Source organism: Paenibacillus thiaminolyticus (assembly GCF_003591545.1).
Lineage (GTDB): Bacteria > Bacillota > Bacilli > Paenibacillales > Paenibacillaceae > Paenibacillus_B > Paenibacillus_B thiaminolyticus_A.
In genome coordinates this window covers 121,579-141,521 of the sequence record NZ_QYZD01000010.1, presented here as the reverse complement: position 1 = coordinate 141,521, position 19,943 = coordinate 121,579, and the positions used below count along the sequence as shown (strand labels likewise).

The following is a 19,943-nucleotide window of genomic DNA, read 5'->3' as shown; positions in this document are numbered from 1 at the left end:
GTCATATAGGGTCGGGTACACTAGGTTCGTACAAGAATGTAGAGAGGATGATGAGAACATGAAGCCATTGCATGGCAAGGTGGCCGTCGTAGCTGGCGCAACGCGGGGAGCGGGCAGAGGAATTGCCACGATGCTGGGAGAGGCCGGGGCCACCGTATACTGCACGGGCCGTTCGGTTCGCGGCCGGCAGTCCGACATGGGTCGGAGCGAAACGATCGAGGAGACGGCGGAGCTGGTGACGGCCCATGGAGGCGAGGGCATTCCGGTTCGTGTCGATCATACGGTCGAGGAGGAAGTGAAGGCGCTGTTCGAGCGGATTCGGGCCGAGCAGGACAGTCAGTTGGATATATTGGTGAACGACGTATGGGGAGGCGAGTCGCTGACCCAGTGGGGAACCGCCTTCTGGGAGCATTCGCTGGCCAACGGGCTGCGGATGCAGCAGCAGGCCGTACATTCCCATATGATGACGAGCTATTACGGCGCACCGCTCATGGTGAACCGGGGGCAGGGCATCATCATTGAGATTACGGATGGCATCGATTATCGTTACCGCGGCAATCTGTATTACAGTCTGGCCAAAATATCTACCATTCATCTCGCAGCCGCGATGGCAGAGGATCTGCGCCCGCATGGGGTAACCGCCGTCGCGGTTACGCCGGGCTTCCTTCGTTCCGAGGAGATGCTGGATCATTTCGGCGTGACGGCGGAGAATTGGAGAGAAGCCGGGAAGAAGGAGCCGCATTTCCTGATGTCGGAGACGCCGGTCTATATCGGCCGGGCGATTGCGGCGTTGGCCGCCGATCCGGACAAGTTGGACTTGTCGGGGAAAAGCTTCAGCACATGGGGCTTGTCGGAGCGGTACCCGTTCACCGATGTCGACGGAAGCCGTCCGCATTGGGGCAATTATGCGAAGGAGCAGGGCATCGGATAAGCGGCCGGACTCAAGACAGCTGTGAAGGAAGAGTCGGCTGCCAGCTCTTCCTTCACGGCTTCCCTTGCCGCTGGTTCAACGCGGAAGTTCCGCTAACATCCGCTGCAGCCAGTTGATGCCTTCCCGCGCAGGAGAAGGATATCGGCCTGTCCGCTATTTCCGCGCTACCGTTTCTCAATCACGATCAAGCAGGTGCTGTCCGGCAGGCGGACAGGCTCCCCGTGTTCATTGAGCAATCTGATTTTCGGCGCCAGCGCCTCGGTATATCCGTCCTGCAAGTAATGATCGCAGCGGAGGATTGCCGCACGCTCGCCAAGGGTGCGCAGAATGAACTCCGCATACCGCGTCGGCGTGAAATAGCCGAACTGCTCCTGCACCTCATGCACATACGCTTCGGGTCCCCAGGTGTACGTGTACAGAAATTCCATCGCGTCATTGACCGGCAGCTTCGCCTCGAACGGAGACAGGCGCTCGACCGAGATGCGCCGCCCGGCAAAGTCTTTGGCATACCGCTCCAGCCATGGCAGGCCGTCCGCGCTCCGGAAGCGGATTATCCGCATCTGTTCTTCCGGCTCGCTCATAATACCGTCGCGTATGATGATGTGTCCGCCCGGGGAGAGCACATCGAACGCGCTGCGGAGGGCGGCAGCGACTGTCTTCGGATTGAACCGCTGTCCTTCATAATCAATATAAGAATACAGCTCATGCAAAATGGAAGAGAAAATGACCGTATCGATGCTCTTGGGAGCCACGTACCGCTTCAAATCGAGGGCATCGCCCTTCATAACGCGCCAGCGCCGGTTCTCCAACTGCTTCTTCCGTTCCAGCGCCTCAATGACATTTTGGGAAATATCGATGCCGATCGCTTCCGCTTCCGGCAGCCGCTCTTCGAGCAGATCGAGCATGGCGCCGCCGCCGGGCCCGATATCGATGACGCGGGAGCCTGTCACGTAGTCGAGGATGACCTGCTTATAATCGGCCGACCCGTTCAGATCGGACAGATACGCCTCCTCGTTGTGGAAGCGGTCATAGGCGTCACGCCGCAGCTCGAACAGATCGAACAGCATCAGAATGGCCCGCTCGTAGAGAGGCGTCTTCTCGGCCTCGATGCAGAACTCAATCAGCTTCTCGGCGGCGGGGGAGAAGACGAAGTCCACGTAGACGCTGTCGGCCATCCCGTCCGCCCGCTCGATGCGTAAGTCCAGATGCGGGCTGTCCGGCTTCGCGCCGTTCGCGATGTCATCGCAGCTCAAGGAGCGGAGAGCCTGCTCGATCATCCGCTTTTTATAGACGTTCAAATGCTTCCGGCCCCGGTAATCATAATACATGCCATTCATCAGGCGCTCGAAGCTGATATGCCGGATGTGGGTGCCCATCTCCGGATCGGCCAACGCTAATAAGAAAATCTTCACGAATTCCTCGAACGTGCATTCATGGAGCGCGGCTTCCACATACCAGAGCGTCTTCGGCTCCAAAGCCCGGAGCGAATCCAGCGCCCGCGGCTGCTCGGCCAGCTTCCTCAGCTCCGCTTCCGTGTTCTCGCCGAGCCGTTCGGACATCGCCCGCAGCCGGCGGATGCGCTCCGGAAGGGTGAACCCTTCGGCGAAGCGTCCGCTTGCGATTTGCTCGATGACGAGCTTGGTATCGGCCTTCAGCGCATCCCACAGCTCAGGGGATACCGCCGCGATAATGCATTGGTTCAGCGGCAGAAGCAGATCCCGCATCTCCTGCGCCGTGACGATGCCCCGCTCGATGAGATGATAGAGCGGGGCATTCTCCGCCAGCGGAACTTCGCCGCGCAAATATTGGCCGATCAGGCCATGCGTAAAAATGAGCGTGTGGGTGAGCAGCACGCGTTCCTGCCGCTGATTCCGCGTATGTTGGCCGTATAGCTGCGCCGAGCCTACATTGTGGGCGAACAACGAGATCCCTTGCTCTTGCCAGGCGATGCGTTGACGGACGCTCCCGCCCTTGGCCGTCTCCGACCATTTCAATACCTCTTCGATCGTTTCCTTAATCCAGAACGATAGCGGCAGCCCATCCAGCACCTGCAAGGTGCGCTCAACGTAATCCAGCACCGGATTGGAGTTCGCCAGCTGCTGCAGCGACTGGATCCGCTCCAGATTGACGATGCGCTCCTCGGCCGTAACGATATATTGCAGCCAGCGATTGTCCGACAGCAGCGCCGGATCGTCGCGTCCTTCCCTGTACATCCGGATATGTTCTAATGATGTCAGCATGGCCTTCACTCATTTCCTTGGATTGATGCGATAAGTATCTGTTATTTTACCATATTGGAAATGGCGCATCTTCTTCTCATTGATTATATTTAAGCCATCACATTATTGAAGAAAAGGGAAGGGGGAACAGGGGTGAAGGATCGCTGGAGCATCCGCGTCTGGAGAGGAACCATGACGAGGAGGAGCGTTTTTTTGACCCTCCTGCTGTCATACCTGGCTATTCTGCTGCTGCCGGTGACGGTGGCAGGAGTTTTTTACTACCGCATGGAGGAGATTATGATCAATCACGCGATCCGTACGAACAACGGTCTCTTGAAGCAGTTGAACCAGATTACGGATTCGAGATTGAAGGAAGTGGAGCAGCTTACAGCCCAGGTGGCGTTTAATCCCAAGGTCAGATGGCTGCTGAACAATGCCGGCAGCGAAGGGCTGGAGAAGCAATTGAAGGTCATTGACGCCTTGAAGGAGCTGAGTAAATACAAAAACATCAGCAGCTTCATCCATGATTTTGCGGTCTATTTCCAAGGGAGCGATATGATTCTGACCCCCGAGATGAAGACGGATGCCTCTCTTTATTTCTCGCGCATCGCCATTTACACCTCCCGTAGCGGCGAATGGGTCCGCCATCAACTGCTGACGGGGCACCATCCGAAGCACTATTCGCCTTCCGAACCTGTCAGGCGGGAGAATGTCCAATCCAACATGGTCACCTTCGTGCAATCTCTTCCTTATGAGTATGTATCCGATATTAAGGGGCAATTGATCGTTGAGATCGATGAGCAGCAGCTTAAAGCGATGCTGACGCAGATTGAAGGCGTCAATGATGGCTCGCTCATGATCCTGAACGATAAGCAGGAGGGGCTGATGTCAACGGTTCACGGCGATAAGGCCTCCGCCATTCAGCGTCATCTGCAGCAGGACAACGGTAATAACGAGATGCGGATCGACGGAGAGCCGATGGTTCTGTCGCGCGTCAAGGGAAGCAACGGCTGGGAATACGTCTCGGTCATACCGAAGAAGGTGGTTCTGCAGGAGGTGCTCGTCATCAAGCGCTGGGCGCTGATCCTCCTGATGGCCTGCCTGGCGGCGGGGCTTGGCGGCTCCTATGCGATGGCCTATCGCTACTATCAGCCGATCAAGAGCGTGGTGAAGGTGTTGGCGCAGCGGGAACGGTCATCTGCCGAGACATATCGGGACGAATTCGATCTGATTAAGCAATCGGTTATCCGGACATTGGAGGAGGAGGATAAGCTGCGGCATACGCTGTCCGAGCAAGCGCCCGTACTGCGAGCGAATTTCCTGTCGCGCCTCATTCGCGGGCATGTCGACCTGTCTTACGGGATGAACGAGACGCTCGTTTTCATGGACATCCGGCTCGATCACGAGTATTTCGGCATCATTCTGATTGATATCGCCGATTGCTCGCAATTCATTCAGGGGGACACCGAACGCGAATGGGGGTTGGTCCGGTTCGTGCTGACGAATCTAGGTCATGAGCTGCTGCAGGGGCGGGGCTATATCGTCGAGCTGGAGCGCGATCGGCTGGCTGTGCTGCTGAATGTGCCGGAATCGTCGGCCTCCGTCAGCGCGATCCGGGACGATCTGCTGCTGCCGATGAAGGAGACGGCGCATCTTCGCTTCAAGCTGTCCATCGCCTGCGGCGTCAGCTCGATTCACCGCGGGATCGATCGGATTGCGGCCGCCTACAGCGAGGCGCTGATGGCGCTCGATTACCGGATCGTGCACGGGACGGAATCGACGATGATGTATGAACAGATTGACGCGGGCCAATCTCCGTACTATCACTATCCGATTGAGACGGAGATTCAGCTGATGAACGTTGTCAAGAGCGGCGACGCGGAACAGACGGCGAAGCTGCTGCAGCATATTTTCGAGCTGAATTGGCAGCGGGAGCAGGTGACTCCGGATCGGATCCGCTGCTTGACGATCGAGTTATTAACGACATTAATGAAAATCATAAACAGCATTCAAGTCGATGATCGGGAGGTGTTCGGCTCTCCGATCGACCCGGTGGGACTGACCGCGCGGCCCGTGGCCGGGGAGGAGATGCAGGAGCGGATTATGCGGCAGTATAATACGCTTTGCCAGTACATATGGAGAGAACGCAGCGATTATCATGAACGGCTGCTCCGCAAGATGACGGCCTATATCGAGGCGAATTACCGGGATCCGAACTTCAGCCTGAACGTCATGGCGGACGAGTTCGGGATGACCTCGCCTTACATCTCCGCTTTCTTCAAAAAATACGGCGGACGCAACATCACCGAATATATCGCCAAGCTGCGGGTCGAGGAGGCGAAGCAACTGCTGGCGGACAGCCGGCTGACGATCTCGGACATCGCGCAGCGGGTCGGCTATGCGAGCGATGTCGGCTTCCTGCGCTTCTTCAAAAAGCACGAGGGCGTCACGCCCGGCAAATACCGCGAGATGCTGGCCGGACAAGACGATCGGAACAACGGTTAACCGATCTTAACAACGGTATACCCGGAATCGTACCATCCGCTAATTAATATTGAAAACGTTTACTTACCGACCGCTGAACGGATCGCTATAGTGGAAGCAGGCTTTCGCCAATCACCGAAATTGGAATAACACATTCGATGGGAGGTCATGTCATGCAACAATTATTATGGCGACGAACGATGCTGACGCTGCTGTCTCTCGTGATGCTGACGGGGATGCTGGCTGCATGCAGCGGGAAGACGGAGCAGGCGGCGGAGCCTGCGGCCGATGCGCCGGCGGGTGAAGTGCCGTATCCCGCATCCTTAACGTACTGGGCCCCGATCGGGAATGCCGGCACCGTAATGAAGAGCTTCAGCGATATGGAGGCGTATCAGGAGCTGGAGAAGCGGACCGGAACGAAGGTCACGTTCCAGCATCCGCCCGCCGGGCAGGAAGCCGATCAGTTCAATCTGATGCTCGCTTCCGGCAAGCTGCCGGATGTCATCGAGTACACATGGGGCGGCGTCGCGAAGGGGCCGGATCAGGCGATTAAGGAGAAGCGCATACTCCGCTTGAATGAGCTGATCGACCAGCATACGCCGAATCTGAAGGCGGTGCTGGATGCGCGGCCCGATCTGAAAAAGCTGGTCACGACCGATGAAGGCAACATTTACGTCTTCCCGTTCCTGCGCCCGGATGAAGAGCTGCTGACGTTCATGGGGCCGACGATCCGGAAGGATTGGCTCGACAAGCTCGGCCTGCAGGTGCCGACGACGATCGAGGAGTGGGAGAAGATGCTCATCGCCTTCCGGGACGGCGATCCGAACGGCAACGGCAAGAAGGATGAGATCCCGTTCCTGCTGCGCGATATCAATGTCGCGTTCGTGGGCGCGTTTGGCATTACCGACGGATTCTACCGGGAAGGCAATGAGATCAAGTACGGGCCGATCCAACCCGAATATAAGGATTACTTGACGATGCTGAACCGCTGGTACAAGGAAGGACTGCTGGACAAAGATTACGCGACGACCGACGGCAAGCTGCAGGATGCGAAGATGACGAGCAATGTGCTTGGCTCGCTCGTTACGTATAATGGGTCGGGCGTCGGTCGGTATACGAATCTGATGAAGGCCTCCCACCCGGAGTTCGATCTGGTCGGCGCGCCTTATCCGACTGCCATTCCGGGCAAGAAGGCGCTTGGCCAAGCCGATTCGCCGTTCGCCGGCATTGGCGCCGCCGTCTCGGCGACTGCGCCGAATCCGGAGCAGATCGTGAAATGGATGGATTATAAATACAGCGAGGAAGGGCATCTCCTGTTCAACTTCGGCGTCGAAGGCGTGAGCTATCTGATGGAGAACGGGTACCCGAAATATACGGACGAGATTATGAAAAATCCGGAAGGCTTGCCGGTCGCGGAAGCGATGGCCAAATATATGCCGGTGAACTGGTCCGGGCCGTTCGTGCAGGACAAACGCTATATCGAGCAGTATATCGAGCTGCCGGAGCAGAAGCAGGCGATGAAGAACTGGCTTGATGCGGACCGGAGCAAGCTGCTGCCTCCATTAACGCGGACGTCGGATGAGAGCTCCACCTACGCTTCCATCATGGCCGATATCGATACGTACAAATCGGAAATGTTCAATAAATTCGTCATGGGCGCCGAGCCGCTGGATCGGTTCGATGCTTTTGTCGAGACGATTCAATCGATGGGGATTGAGCAGGCGATCCAAATTCAGCAAGCCGCTCTGGATCGGTTCAATAAGCGATAAAGCAACTGGTTCGTGCCGGGACGGATAATCGAACGGCACGAACCGTTCAGAGAAGGAGGAATCGGCATGCCCACCCCCAAGCAAGCGGCGGCGCGTCCTCGCTCCCGCGCGAAGCGGAGTCCGGATGCAAGAGCGGACCGGAGCTTCCTGCAGCGGGTCATCCGCGACGCCAAGCTGAACAAATATGTCTACTTGATGCTGCTGCCTGTCGTCGCCTATTACGCGATTTTCCATTACGGGCCGATGTACGGCATTCAGATCGCATTCAAGGATTACTCTCCGGCGCTGGGCTTCCTGGACAGCCCTTGGGTCGGCTTCAAATATTTTGAAGAATTTTTCAACAGCCATTTCTTCTGGCGCATCGTCCGCAATACATTGCTGCTTAGTCTGTACGAGCTGATCTTCTCATTCCCGGCGCCGATCATCCTCGCGCTCATGCTGAACGAGCTTCGCCATCATTTGTTCAAGCGGGCTGTGCAGACGATTACGTACATTCCGCATTTCATCTCGATTGTCGTCATTGTCGGGATGATGGTCGACTTTCTCGCCCGGGACGGTCTAATCAACAACATCCTGAGCTGGTTCGGCGTGGAGGCGGTCGCCTATTTGCGGGAGCCGGGATGGTTCCGGACACTCTATATTTGCTCTGGCATCTGGCAGGGCGTCGGCTGGGGGACGATTATTTATTTGGCGGCAATATCCAATATTGATCCGTCCCTGTATGAAGCGGCGAAGGTGGACAGCGCCTCCAAATGGCGCCAGGTCATCCATATTACAATTCCGGGCATCATGCCTGTCGTGGTCATTCTGCTTATTCTGCAGATGGGGAGCATTATGTCCGTCAGCACCGACAAAATATTGCTGATGTACAACTCGTCCACCTATGAGACGGCCGACGTCATCGGCACCTATGTATACCGCAAAGGGCTTCTCGAAGCGAACTACAGCTACAGTACCGCGATCGGCCTGTTCAACTCCGTCATCAACTTCGCGCTGCTCATTCTCGCGAACACGGTCAGCCGCCGGACAAGCGACTCGAAGCTGTGGTGACGACCAGCGGGCTGGCGCAGATGACGCCGATTCATTCCGATACAAGGAGGTTATGCGGTGAACAACATGTCGCTCGGCGAACGCATCTTTGAAGTGTTCAACATTCTGATCCTTATTTTGTTATGTCTCGTCACGCTGTACCCCTTCATCTACGTCCTGTTCGCTTCGCTCAGCGAGCCGGCCTGGGTCGTCCAGCAGCGCGGCTTGATATGGCATCCTTCCGGGCTGAACCTGGAAGCGTACCGGCTCGTGTTCGACAACCCGATGATTACGAGCGGATATCTGAACACGCTGTTCATTGTCAGTGTAGGCACCATCCTTAATGTCTTCATGACGGCGCTTGGCGCCTACGGTCTGTCCCGGCAAAATGTCATGTGGAAGAACCCAATCATGTTCTTCATCGTATTCACGATGTTTTTCTCCGGCGGGCTCATTCCGACCTACCTGCTCGTGACGGGGCTCGGCATGCTGGACAGCTTGTGGGCACTCATTATCCCGGGAGCCGTCAGCGCCTTCAACCTGATTATTATGAGGACGGCGTTCCAGTCGATTCCGCACAGCCTGGAGGAATCCGCCAAGCTGGACGGCGCGAACGACTTTACCGTTATGATCCGCATCATCCTTCCGCTCTCGATGCCGGTCATTGCCGTCATGATCCTGTTCTATGGCGTGGGGCACTGGAATTCCTGGTTCGGCGCCATGATCTACCTTCGCGATCGCGAATTGTATCCGCTTCAGCTCGTGCTGCGAGAGATTCTGATTACGAACAGCACGGACAGCATGCTGACATCGGCGGGGACGGCTGACAAAATGCCGATAGGGGAGACCATCAAGTACGCAACCATCATCGTCGCCACCGTCCCCATTTTGCTGCTGTACCCGTTCCTGCAAAAATATTTCGTCAAAGGCGTCATGATCGGCGCCATTAAGGAATAAGGCGAAGTTGCTGTCGCTTGAACCTGGCTTGACTTGGCTCGGCCTGATGCATGCTGTGCATCGGGCTTTTTTTCGATGCCCGGCAGGATGGATAGGGGCTAGGGGGAAGGCGCCTTACAAGCATTTTCCCATCCGGTCAGGAGAGTGTAGACGTTGAGTTAACTTCGCAGCACTGTCCCAATTAAGAATCTCTTAGTACCGTTCTTCCTTTTGGACAGGAGCAGGAATATGCAGAGTCTCTTAGTACCATTCTCCCCTTGGGTCAGGATCCATTGTTGTCAAAAATGCCGGCTCGTGATGGCAGCCCAATAACATGACAGGTAAAACCGGCGAGCGAGTTCCTTAGACACGCGCCTTAAAAGCCTCAAAACCGTGCACCGATGCTTCATCAATCATGATGTGGTTGATATTGGAATTTGAGTTGGTTATCGTGTCGTACAACCCCTTACTTTAGTTATGGGGATATTCACTGAGTCGTGAAGCATTTGAAGGGCTATACATCCAGAGTGTTGCGGTGGAATTTGGATACCTGAAAAGCAGACTCCCTTCTCTTTGGACAAACTCCTACTTTGTTGCTACAGTCGGGACGGTTCAACGGGATATGATTAAAAAGTACATTGCGTCTCAAAAAGAAAGGAGTGATTGAACATGCACAGAGCCTACAAATTCCGTTTGTATCCGAACAAAAAACAAGCTGCTCTCATCAACAAAACGATTGGGTGTTCCCGCTTTGTATTCAATCACTTCCTCGCAAGACGAAAAGATGCTTACGAACAGGAAAAGAAAACGCTCAATTACCACGAATGTTCTGCCATGCTCACACAACTTAAAAAAGAGATTGAATGGTTACAAGAAGTGGATTCGACTGCCCTGCAATCCGCTTTGAAAGATTTGGATTCCTCGTACAAAAAGTTTTTCAAAGAGAAAAAAGGCTATCCCAAATTCAAAAGCAAGTTGGCGAAGTGGCAACGAATTCACTCACGCAGACAAAAAGGCGGTAAAAACCGTTACAAAGCACGCCTCAAAGTGGCTTGCTTGCATGAGAAGATCGCAAATACCCGCAATGACTTCCTACATAAGCTGTCAACCAAGTTGATTAACGAAAACCAAGTGATCTGTTTGGAGGACTTGCAAGTGGAAAATATGCTCAAAAACCACAAGTTAGCAAAATCCATTGCAGATGCTTCGTGGTCTATGTTTCGTACGATGCTAGAGTATAAGACGGAATGGTACGGTCGAACCATCTCCATCGTTGGGAAGCAATTCCCTTCAAGCCAACTCTGCTCCACTCCAAATTGTGGATACCGCAATAAAGACGTGAAAAACCTCAACTTGCGAGAATGGAATTGCCCGAAATGTGGTGCTAAGCACGATCGTGACGAAAACGCTGCAATCAATATTGAGCAAGAAGGACTTCGACTGTTGGCATAGCCAACTGAACTGTGGGACACACAGGGATAGCTTGATGGATTTCACTCCGTTAGGAGTGACTACCCAAGAATCCCCAGCCTTAGGTACGGGGAGTGTCAACTTGCTCGTCGAAAGGTATTACTGTGCGTCATTTGTGAACGCACAGTTCGGGGATACCTGGCGTTCCAATATTTACTCGGTGCCTGTGATCGGAGGACCGGATGGAGGTGTAGTTACGACGGTTTATGATTTGGAGAAATTCTGGAGTGCGTTAATGAGTCATTTGCTATTATCGAAAAGGTTGACAGACATGATGCTGTGTCCTCATCAGAAAAAAATAACTACATATATTACGGGTTTGATGTATGGATATTAATCTTGTATAACGAGATATTCAAATATTATGTGATGGGAAGCGATCCAGGGATTAAAATGGAATCCTCCCTCTATCCTAAACGGAATACACAGGCGCATGTGTTGTCGAATAACGGGAAGGGTGCCGGGGCGATCGCAAGCAAAATTGACGAGGTTCTATTTCATGAAGGACAAGTCCTTTCTGATTGAAAGGGAGAGTGAAGCAAAGGGCAGAAGAACAGCCTGACTCGGGTGGAAAGGTGGTATAATGGATGAGCGCTCCAAGTCGTGCGATATAGGATGAAAGGATGAACGACCGATGAATGATGCGCTGCAGCGTGCCATCGATCTGAGAGCGGCCGGACGGGCGGAGGAAGCGATTTCGCTGCTGGCCGAATTGCTGGAGCATGAACCGGATAATGGGGAGATTCTATGCCAACTCGCTTGGGAGCATGATCATCTCGGCCGGGAACGGGAGGCAGTACCGTATTACGAACAGGCGCTGCGCTGTCCGCTCAACGATGAGCACCGCGCCGAAGCCCTGCTTGGCCTGGGCAGCACCTACCGGACGCTCGGGCGGTACGCCGAGGCGAAGGAGACGCTTGGACAGGGCATGCGCGAATATCCTGATCGCAAGGAATTTGGCGTGTTTTACGCGATGGCGCTGCATAATCTGGGCGAGCACGCGGAGGCGATGCGGCTGCTGTTGACTGAGCTGGCGAACACTTCAGAAGACGAAGGCATTCGCGCCTACAGCCGGGCGATTGGCTTCTATGCCGACAAGCTGGACCAGGTGTGGGACTAAGGCGGCTAGATATCGTCACATTGAAGTCAGTACGCGCCATGGCGGAACGCTTGCCGGCCGAGGGAATAGCGCATGCCTGCGGAAGGCACGGGCGGAGGCATTTCGTCAGGAGCGCGATGCATTGCATTCCGAGATGAATGGGAGCTGAGTTCATGAAGCACATCATCGATAGGGACGACAATGGGATTGAGGCACTGAGGAGGCAGCACCAGGTGCCGGGCGTGGGCATCGCCCTGATCTGTAATGGGCGGTTGGAATGGAGCGGCGGCTATGGGGAACTGGAAGCCGGCTCGGCGCGCAAGGTAACCGCGAATAGCTTGTTCCATGCCTGTTCGATAAGCAAAATGGTTACGGCGGTTGGCGTGCTCCGCCTAGTGCAGGCAGGTGTGTTGGAACTGGACGCGGAGGTGAACCGTTATTTGCGGACATGGCGGCTTCCGGACAGTCCGTATACGGCGGATGTGAAGGTTACGCTGCGTCATCTGCTCGCGCATCAGTCCGGGATTGTGGACCCGCCGGGGAGCTTCGGCATCTACCGGGCGTCCGATCCGCTGCCTGCCGTGAAGGAGATATTGGCGGGCGCTACTCCGTATCATACTGAACCCGTACATATCCAAAATGTGCCGGGGAGCCGATTCGCTTATTCGGATGCCGGTTACTGCGTTCTTGAACAGCTGATCGAGGATGTGACAGGAGAGCCGTTCGCCGTTGCGATGGAGCGGCTCGTCATGACGCCGCTGGGCTTGAAGCGGACGTTTTACTGGAATTATTATGATTCGAAAATTGGACGCGCGGAAGAAATCAAGGCAAAAGCAAGCGCCTCGGCCGGACATGATCCAGCGGGTCATGTCGTGGAGGGATCACGGGCGTATTACCCGTGTCTGGCCGCAGCCGGCCTGTGGTCGACGCCGACGGAGCTCGCCCTGCTCGCACTGGAATTGATGGCAGCCTGGAACGGGGACACGGCCTCGATTCTGCAGCCGGAGCTGGCCCGGCAGATGCTGGCGGGCAGCGGCTGCGCAGATGAGGTAGGACTGGGGGTATTCGTTCTGTCCGCCTCAGGAGAGCCGCGTGCCTTCTCCCAAGGCTGGGGAGTCGGCTTCCAGTGCAAGCTGCTGGCGTATCCTCGCTTGCGAAGCGGCATCGTCGTCATGACGAATTCCGATCCGGGCAAGCTGCAGGACGAGGCGTTGACAGGCGATTTGATTCGCTATATCGGGAAGCCCTATGGCTGGCCGGGACTATAGATAATTGCACAATGCAATAGGTAGAGAGAACAATGAACAGCAAGAAAATCAGACTGGCGGTCATCGGACTGGGCCATATGGGACAATATATGCTGCGCTTGGCAGCTCAGCCGGAATTCGCGCAAGCGATAGAGATTGCGGCCATCTGCGAAGCGAACGAGCAAGCTCGCGAGCACTTCCAACATACGTATCAAGACAGCTTCCCGCATGCGGCATGGTACTCGGACTACGCGGCGCTGCTGGAGGAGACGGACGTCGATCTGGCGTATATCTCCGTGCCTCCGGCGTTCCACTATGAGATCGCCATGGAAGCGCTCCGCAGGAAGATACATATTTTCTGCGAGAAGCCGTTGGCGAACAGCATGGAGGAAGCGAGAGAGCTTCTGCAGCAAGCACGCGAGGCGCAGGTCGTTCACGCCATTCACTTCTCGATGCCGCATGAACCGTCGGTGGAGCGGGTGCGGAGCATGCTGGAGGAGAAGGCGATCGGCGAGATTCGGAAGCTCGATCTAATTCTGCAGTTCCCGCAGTGGCCGCGGTCATGGCAGCACAATTCATGGATTGGGTCACGACAGCAGGGCGGCTTCGTGCTGGAGGTCGGCGTCCACTGGATACATGTCATTCAGAAGCTGCTTGGCCGCATTACGCATGTGCAGAGCGAGCTGGAGCTGCCGTCCGAGAACGGGCGCTGCGAGACGGGAATCCGTGCCGGCTTGAGGCTGGACAGCGGAGTTCCGGTTCATGTGAACGGAATTTCCGGATTCGCGGGGGAGGAACGGGTCTCTCTCATTCTGTACGGGACAGAGGGAACGATCGCGCTGGAGAACTGGGATCAGCTGTTTACGGGAGCGGTTGGTCAACCGCTAGAACCAGTGCAAGTAGAAGAATCGACTGATGCGCTGCCGGTGTTAAGACAGGTGCTCCATTCGATTCAAGGCAAGCCGGCCCGTTATTTTACATTCCAGGATGGATATGATGCACAGGTCGTACTGGAAGCGCTTCGTCATCCGGCCTCTGCCGAGTGGGTGGATATTCGGCCGCAGTATAGCTAAGCCGCTGCCGGTGTGTAGAGACGCCGGTCCATTATGCAGGGGAGGGATAGCGATTGGATGCGTGTCAGGAGCTGATCGCGCGCGCTGAAGTGTATGTGCGCGAGCAGGTGGAGTCCGACAGTAGCGGCCACGATTGGTGGCATATTCATCGTGTCCGGCGATTGGCGGTCCGGATCGCGAAGGAAGAAGGGGCGGATGCCGGGGTATGCGAACTGGCCGCCTTGCTGCATGATGTGGCAGACGCCAAGTTCAATCCGACGAAGGAGGCCGGCTGCGCCAAGGTGAAGGAATGGCTTGTGGCGAACGGCGCCGACGCGGCTGCGGTATCCCATGTCATGGATATCGTGGCGAACCTGTCTTACAGCGGCGGGCATCATTCGCCGATGAAGACGTTGGAGGGACAAGTCGTGCAGGACGCCGATCGGCTCGATGCGATGGGCGCGATCGGAATTGCGCGCGCGTTCGCCTATGCCGGCTGGGCCGGCCATCGGATGCATGAGCCGGAGGAGCCTCCGGCGTCATTCCGGTCGGAAGAGGAGTACCGGAGCCACACAGGCACCGCCATCAATCATTTCGATGAGAAGCTGCTAAGATTGAAAGACCTCATGAATACGGACGGTGGCAAAGCCCTGGCCAAGGAACGGCATCGCGTGATGGTCGATTATTTGGAGCAATTCCATAAAGAATGGGAAGCGGAGGATGGTTGATGAAGGGAAAACGGGCATTCTGCTCTTATTCCTGATCGCATTGATTGCCGGCTGCGCCTCAACCGAATCGGAACGATGGGAGGTGAGCCCGGTGTTCGATGTGAAATTTACGGACGATCGAGGCAGGGAACGGGCGTTTACCTTCCGCGGCGTAGAGGGCAAAATCGGGATGCCGGACGCCCCTCTCTATGTAGATGTTCCCCAAAAGACCGGAGAATCGAGAATATTGCTGAAGGAGCAGATGCCTTGACCCACTCCGAACCTCGGAGCCAATGTGGCGCTGCCTTCCGGTCTCAAGCTGACCGCTTCCGGAATGAGGAAGCTCGATATCTATATCGGCGATCTCCGCTATGAGACGTTATGTCGAAGGCATAGAAGTGAAACAGCCAGCCTTGCGAGAAACAGAAATCCTAGCGAAAAGCAGCGTCTGTCTATAGATTGCAAGCAGAGCGTAAGGAGCCATAACCGGCTGCTGACAGTTATGGCTCCAGCTTTTTCAAGGCCTCTGCGGCGGAGAAGATATCCTGCTTTAGAAGTTCCCTTTTCTGTTCGTCACGAAATACGGCGGACGGATGATAGGTTGGCATGATCCGGATTCCGTCCTTCTCCACCCACGTTCCGCGTATTTCCGTAATTTTCGCTTTGCGATCGATAAGCGCCTGTACCGCTATGCTCCCGAGACATACGATGATGGCCGGAGCGATCAAATCGATTTCCCGCAGCAAAATCGGAAGCGCTTCGGTAACTTCCGAGGTTTTGGGCTTCCGGTTACCGGGCGGCCTTACTTTGATGACGTTCGTCACATAGACGTTCTCCCGGGGAATATCCGCCTTCTGCAAATATTTATTCAGCAGTCTTCCCGAGTTGCCGACAAATGGCCTGCCGGTCTCGGCTTCATTGGCCCCGGGGGCCTCCCCAAGCAACAGGAGACGGGCGTGCTCCGGTCCTTCGCCGAATACAAGCCGTTCTCCGGGCTCCGGCACAAACACACGCTCACAGACGGCATGCAACGCGTCCAGATTTCCGATTGTGTTCAAATCTTCCGGTATGGCGGTTCCGGCAATCATGTAGGCACAACCTCCTCCTTCAGCATCTCGCGCAGCATCCGCCCGTTGATGACGGCCTGTGCCCGGTAATGATTGTTCATACTGACGAATGTCTTTTCCGTCCGCTTGGCAAGCTTGCGAATATTCGGAACCCAATCTTCAAGCTCGTTCTCGCTGTACAAATAGTCGTACCGTTCATGCGTCTCTTTGTGATGCCACCATTTTTTATAATTTCGTCCGTGGAACCGGATATACCCGATCGGGCCGGTGGCTCGGATAATCGGCGGAACAAGCGTTTTGAACTGCGGCTCGTCCACGCACACATAACCCAACTGCTCTTCCTCCAGCAGATCGAAGATCCGTTCGTCGATCCATTCTTCATGCCGAAATTCGATAACGACCGGAATGTCGCCCATCAATTCCTTGAATTCCTTCAAATAATCCCGGTTCTCATCCCGGTTCCGGAAGCTGGTAGGGAACTGAGCGAGGACGCATCCCAGCTTATCAACCTCGATTAATGGCTTCAACGCTTCCTTAAAATCGTGAAAATGCTGTTCGTTATCTTCCCGTTTGTGTGTCATGCCGCGGTAGGCTTTGATGACGAACTGGAAGTTCTCAGGCGTTTTCTCCCGCATATGATAGAGCATGAACCGGTTGGGCATCGCATAGAACGATGAGTTCACCTCGGTAAACGGAAATTCCCGGGCGTAAAAAGAAAGCCGTTCTTTTTTGTCCAAGCCTTCCGGGTAATAGACCCCGTTCCAATCCTCATAGCTGTAGCCAGCCGTTCCGATGAGTAGCATTGTTATCCTCCAAGCGCCTTGATTTTGTCCGCTACGACGCGCGTCTGCCCGTTCTGCTTCCGGACATCGCCTTCCAGTAATATGCCCTTCGGATTCAATTCGTATAAGAAAGTCTTGTATGTTGCCGGGTATAGCACGACCTCGATCATATCCGTATCATCCTGCAGGACGAGCGTGAGCACGTATTCTCCCGCATGGGTCGGATAACGCCGGCTGTGAATGACGGTACCGCAGATGCGGACACGAGCGTTATCGCAGCATTCGGATAGTGCCCGGATCGGAACGATACGGAAGTGCTGCACAAACTCATTCCATTTCCTCGAGGCTGTTGGCTGCAAAGCAAAGCCAAGCAATGCCTTTTCCATCTTTCTTTTTTCCGTCTCGGTAAAATCGGGAATCGCTGCGGCCGAAGCATCGATGCTTGCTCCCTGCGTCAATTCGTGCACATAGGCGATCATCTCCTTGCGATGGAGGACAAAACGATCGCAGGCGCCCGCGGCGATCCAGGCTTCGAGCACCGGTCTCTTGATCCGGCCCGCTTGCATCCGCTCAAGCCATTCGGGAAAAGTGTGGAATTCCCCGTTGCGGTAGCGGGAACGCAGCAGCGCGATCACCGATTCCGGACCCGAGCCGTGAACCGCATCCAGCCCGCAGCGTATCCCTTCCTCTTCCGCATGGAACCCGAGCCCGCTCCGGTTAATATCGGGTCCCAGCAGGGAAAGACCGAGTTTGGAGATCTCCCGCAAATATACTTTTTTGTCGTAATACCCGCCCTCCATGCTTAACAAGGAGGCCATATAATCTTTCGGAAAATGCGTTTTTAAATAAACGGTCCAATAGGCCAGATAAGCATAGGACACGCTATGGGCTTTATTGAAGCTGTACCCGGAAAACCGGACCAAAAAATCGAAGACGGCCAGTGCTTGCTTGTCCGCCACGCCTCGTGCTGCGGCTCCCTGAAGGAACCGCTCCTGATGACGGGATAGCGCTTCGACTGATTTCGCCGATAGGGCGCGCCGGAGCGAGTCGGCTTCCCCCATGGAGCAGCCAGTTACCGAATGAGCAATAGCCATTACTTGCTCCTGGTACAAGATCAGGCCATATGTCGGCGCAAGAATGGGCTCCAAGACAGGAAGCAGCAGCTTGTAATCCTCTTCACCCCGATGCCGGCGCAAATACGTGTCCACGATTCCTTCATTCCATGCTCCAGGCCGGTACAAAGCGAGCAGATCGGCTAAATGTCCGATGCTACGCGGTTGCATTCGGCGCAGTAAACGGCGGATTCCCATACTTTCAAGCTGAAAGCAGCCCAATGTATTGCCGCTGCCGACGGCCTGGAACGTATCCGGATCATCAAGAGGAATAACGCTCAAATCGATCTGCTTGCCCGTACGTTCGCGTATCGAAGCGAGTGTATCATGAATGATCGTCAGGTTGCGCAATCCGAGGAGATCGATTTTCAATAAACCCATTGCTTTGATATCTTCCTTCGTAAAAGGAGTCATCGGTTCTCCATTCGGACGCCGCTGCAGAGGAATGGTCCGGGCCAACTGTTCATCCCCGAGTATGATTCCTGAAGGATGAGCAGCGTGCTGATGAGGCAGCCCTTCCAGCCGTTCGGCAAGCTGGAACAGCGAGTTGAACGGCTCTTTGCCGGTTGGCAGCTTGGCCAGCTCCGGCAGGGTGTCCAGACTGTGGCGGATACCGCCTCTTCCGCTAAAAGAGGGGAGCAGCTTGGCCAGCACATCGACTTGTTTTTTGCGCAAGCCCAAATAGGTCCCGGCTTGGCGCACTGCTCCGCGTGCGCCGAACGTGTTCAATACGCCAAGATGAGCAATCCGCTCCTCTCCGTATTTGTCCTTCACATATTGCAGCAGCTCGTGGCGCCGTCTCTGACAGACGTCGATATCGATATCCGGCAAGTCGGCCCGATCCGGACTCAAAAAACGCTCAAAGGACAGGCCGTGCAGGATCGGATTCACCTCGGTGATTGCAAGAAGATACGCCACCAGACTTCCGGCGGCCGAGCCTCTTCCCGGGCCTACGGGAATGTTCCGGCTCCGCGCATACCGCACAATATCCCACACAATCAGGAAATAGTCGGCGAGCCCTCGCGCCGTAATGGTCTCCAGCTCTTGGTCCATTCGCTCAAGCTCAAGAGTATGAGTACCAACCGCATGATCAAGCGTCTGACCAGGCGAGCCGAACCGCTGCCGCAACCCATCCAGGCATAACTGGCGCAGCGCTTCATCTGAGCTTCGCGGCGGATTCGCGGAGTTCCCCTCAGCATCGGGGTGTGTGCATGAAGGGCGATCTGCGCTCCATATTTGGGACACGGGGAAGGCTGGCAGCCTGTTCGTCCCGCGCTCCGGCTGGAACCGGCACCGCTCCGCGATTCGAACCGTATTGGCCACAGCGTCCGGCAGATGGCTGAATTTCGCCTTCATTTCATGAGGGGAAGGGAGATTAAACGGTCCGGTGGCATCGGGACCAGCCGGATTCGGCTCTGTTTTTCGCTGCCGGATCAGGTGAAGTAAAGGGGCGTCTTCGGGATCGAGGTAATGCACGTCATGGGTAGCCGCCAACGGAATCTTCATTTCCCGAGCTAGATGAACGGTTCGCGCGAGCGCTGCATCATCGTCTGCCAGACCGTGATGCTGTGCCTCCAGGAAGAAATTCTCGCTGCCGAACCACTGTATATATTGAAGGGCTTGCTTGGCTGCTTCATCTGGCCGTTCGCTCGCGAGCAGGCGATGGATGCTACCGGTTCTGCCGCCGCTCAGCGCAATAATATCGCCATGGCAGGCTGGGGGATGGAATGAAGCGCCGTTCAATTGCTCGACGATGTGCTCGTAGCCCCGGCTGGTAGCGGCCAACAAGACGAGCGAGTCTCCCGTATCGCCGACCTGCATTTCACAGCCGATAATCGGATGAATGCCGTATTCCTCGGCAAGCTGGCAAAAAGGAATCATCCCGTTGATTACGCCTTTATCGGTGATGGCCAGCGCATCCATACTCCACGCTGCCGCCCGCTGCAGCAGATCTTCCAGGCGGCAGGTTGCTTCCATCAAGCTATATTCCGTATGAACATGAAGATGTACGAAGCTTGTCCCCAGCTTTTCCATGACAG

The 19,943-nt window shown here is 55.5% G+C and carries 15 protein-coding genes and 1 pseudogene; 12 read left to right on the top strand and 4 right to left on the bottom strand.

What is annotated here, in order from left to right:
- The first annotated feature begins 58 nt into the window (after nucleotides 1-58).
- Nucleotides 59-931, top strand: coding sequence for an SDR family oxidoreductase (locus tag DQX05_RS13295; protein ID WP_119794096.1), 873 nt, complete (start codon nucleotides 59-61; stop codon nucleotides 929-931).
- A gap of 164 nt (nucleotides 932-1,095) precedes the next feature.
- On the opposite strand, the gene DQX05_RS13290 is transcribed toward DQX05_RS13295, so the two are convergent.
- Nucleotides 1,096-3,171, bottom strand: a complete 2,076-nt coding sequence (locus DQX05_RS13290) for a class I SAM-dependent methyltransferase (RefSeq protein WP_119794095.1) — start codon at nucleotides 3,169-3,171, stop codon at nucleotides 1,096-1,098.
- 132 nt (nucleotides 3,172-3,303) lie between these two features.
- On the opposite strand from DQX05_RS13290, the gene DQX05_RS13285 reads away from it, so the two are divergent.
- The 11 genes and pseudogenes from DQX05_RS13285 to DQX05_RS13225 all read left to right on the top strand — a co-directional run bounded on the left by DQX05_RS13285 (nucleotide 3,304) and on the right by DQX05_RS13225 (nucleotide 15,214).
- Nucleotides 3,304-5,655, top strand: a complete 2,352-nt coding sequence (locus DQX05_RS13285) for a helix-turn-helix domain-containing protein (protein ID WP_259391967.1) — start codon at nucleotides 3,304-3,306, stop codon at nucleotides 5,653-5,655.
- 152 nt (nucleotides 5,656-5,807) lie between these two features.
- Nucleotides 5,808-7,403, top strand: a complete 1,596-nt coding sequence (locus DQX05_RS13280; protein WP_119794093.1) for an extracellular solute-binding protein — start codon at nucleotides 5,808-5,810, stop codon at nucleotides 7,401-7,403.
- 66 nt (nucleotides 7,404-7,469) lie between these two features.
- Nucleotides 7,470-8,453, top strand: a complete 984-nt coding sequence (locus tag DQX05_RS13275) for an ABC transporter permease (RefSeq protein WP_119794092.1) — start codon at nucleotides 7,470-7,472, stop codon at nucleotides 8,451-8,453.
- Nucleotides 8,454-8,519: 66 nt separating this feature from the next.
- Nucleotides 8,520-9,389, top strand: a complete 870-nt coding sequence (locus DQX05_RS13270) for a carbohydrate ABC transporter permease (protein WP_119794126.1) — start codon at nucleotides 8,520-8,522, stop codon at nucleotides 9,387-9,389.
- Between the two features lie 473 nt (nucleotides 9,390-9,862).
- Nucleotides 9,863-10,035, top strand: a pseudogene (locus DQX05_RS13265) (IS200/IS605 family transposase); the annotation flags it as partial.
- A gap of 2 nt (nucleotides 10,036-10,037) precedes the next feature.
- Entirely contained in the window at nucleotides 10,038-10,820 is a 783-nt protein-coding gene (locus DQX05_RS13260) for an RNA-guided endonuclease TnpB family protein (RefSeq protein ID WP_119794091.1), read from the top strand.
- A 652-nt stretch (nucleotides 10,821-11,472) separates the two neighbouring features.
- Nucleotides 11,473-11,958, top strand: coding sequence for a tetratricopeptide repeat protein (locus tag DQX05_RS13245; protein ID WP_119794088.1), 486 nt, complete (start codon nucleotides 11,473-11,475; stop codon nucleotides 11,956-11,958).
- Between the two features lie 152 nt (nucleotides 11,959-12,110).
- Nucleotides 12,111-13,205 carry a serine hydrolase domain-containing protein gene (locus DQX05_RS13240; protein ID WP_182914732.1) on the top strand — a complete coding sequence of 365 codons (1,095 nt, stop codon included), beginning with the start codon at nucleotides 12,111-12,113 and terminating at the stop codon, nucleotides 13,203-13,205.
- A gap of 32 nt (nucleotides 13,206-13,237) precedes the next feature.
- A complete protein-coding gene (locus tag DQX05_RS13235; protein ID WP_119794086.1) occupies nucleotides 13,238-14,257 on the top strand; it encodes a Gfo/Idh/MocA family protein in 1,020 nt (339 codons plus the stop codon).
- Nucleotides 14,258-14,310: 53 nt separating this feature from the next.
- Nucleotides 14,311-14,964, top strand: coding sequence for an HD domain-containing protein (locus tag DQX05_RS13230; RefSeq protein WP_119794085.1), 654 nt, complete (start codon nucleotides 14,311-14,313; stop codon nucleotides 14,962-14,964).
- The gene (locus tag DQX05_RS13225; RefSeq protein WP_119794084.1) at nucleotides 14,957-15,214 is read left to right on the top strand and encodes a hypothetical protein; all 258 of its coding nucleotides are present in this window, start codon (nucleotides 14,957-14,959) and stop codon (nucleotides 15,212-15,214) included. The genes DQX05_RS13230 and DQX05_RS13225 overlap by 8 nt, the downstream gene beginning before the upstream one ends.
- A gap of 229 nt (nucleotides 15,215-15,443) precedes the next feature.
- On the opposite strand, the gene DQX05_RS13220 is transcribed toward DQX05_RS13225, so the two are convergent.
- Genes DQX05_RS13220 through DQX05_RS13210 form a run of 3 tightly spaced genes read right to left on the bottom strand, consistent with a single transcriptional unit; the run spans nucleotide 15,444 to nucleotide 19,938 of the window.
- The gene (locus DQX05_RS13220; RefSeq protein ID WP_119794083.1) at nucleotides 15,444-16,031 is read right to left on the bottom strand and encodes a uracil-DNA glycosylase; all 588 of its coding nucleotides are present in this window, start codon (nucleotides 16,029-16,031) and stop codon (nucleotides 15,444-15,446) included.
- Entirely contained in the window at nucleotides 16,028-16,813 is a 786-nt protein-coding gene (locus tag DQX05_RS13215; protein WP_119794082.1) for a DUF72 domain-containing protein, read from the bottom strand. The genes DQX05_RS13220 and DQX05_RS13215 overlap by 4 nt, the downstream gene beginning before the upstream one ends.
- 2 nt (nucleotides 16,814-16,815) lie before the next feature.
- Complete coding sequence (locus DQX05_RS13210; RefSeq protein WP_182914731.1) at nucleotides 16,816-19,938, bottom strand: DNA polymerase III subunit alpha; 3,123 nt, start codon at nucleotides 19,936-19,938, stop codon at nucleotides 16,816-16,818.
- Nucleotides 19,939-19,943: the final 5 nt, after the last annotated feature.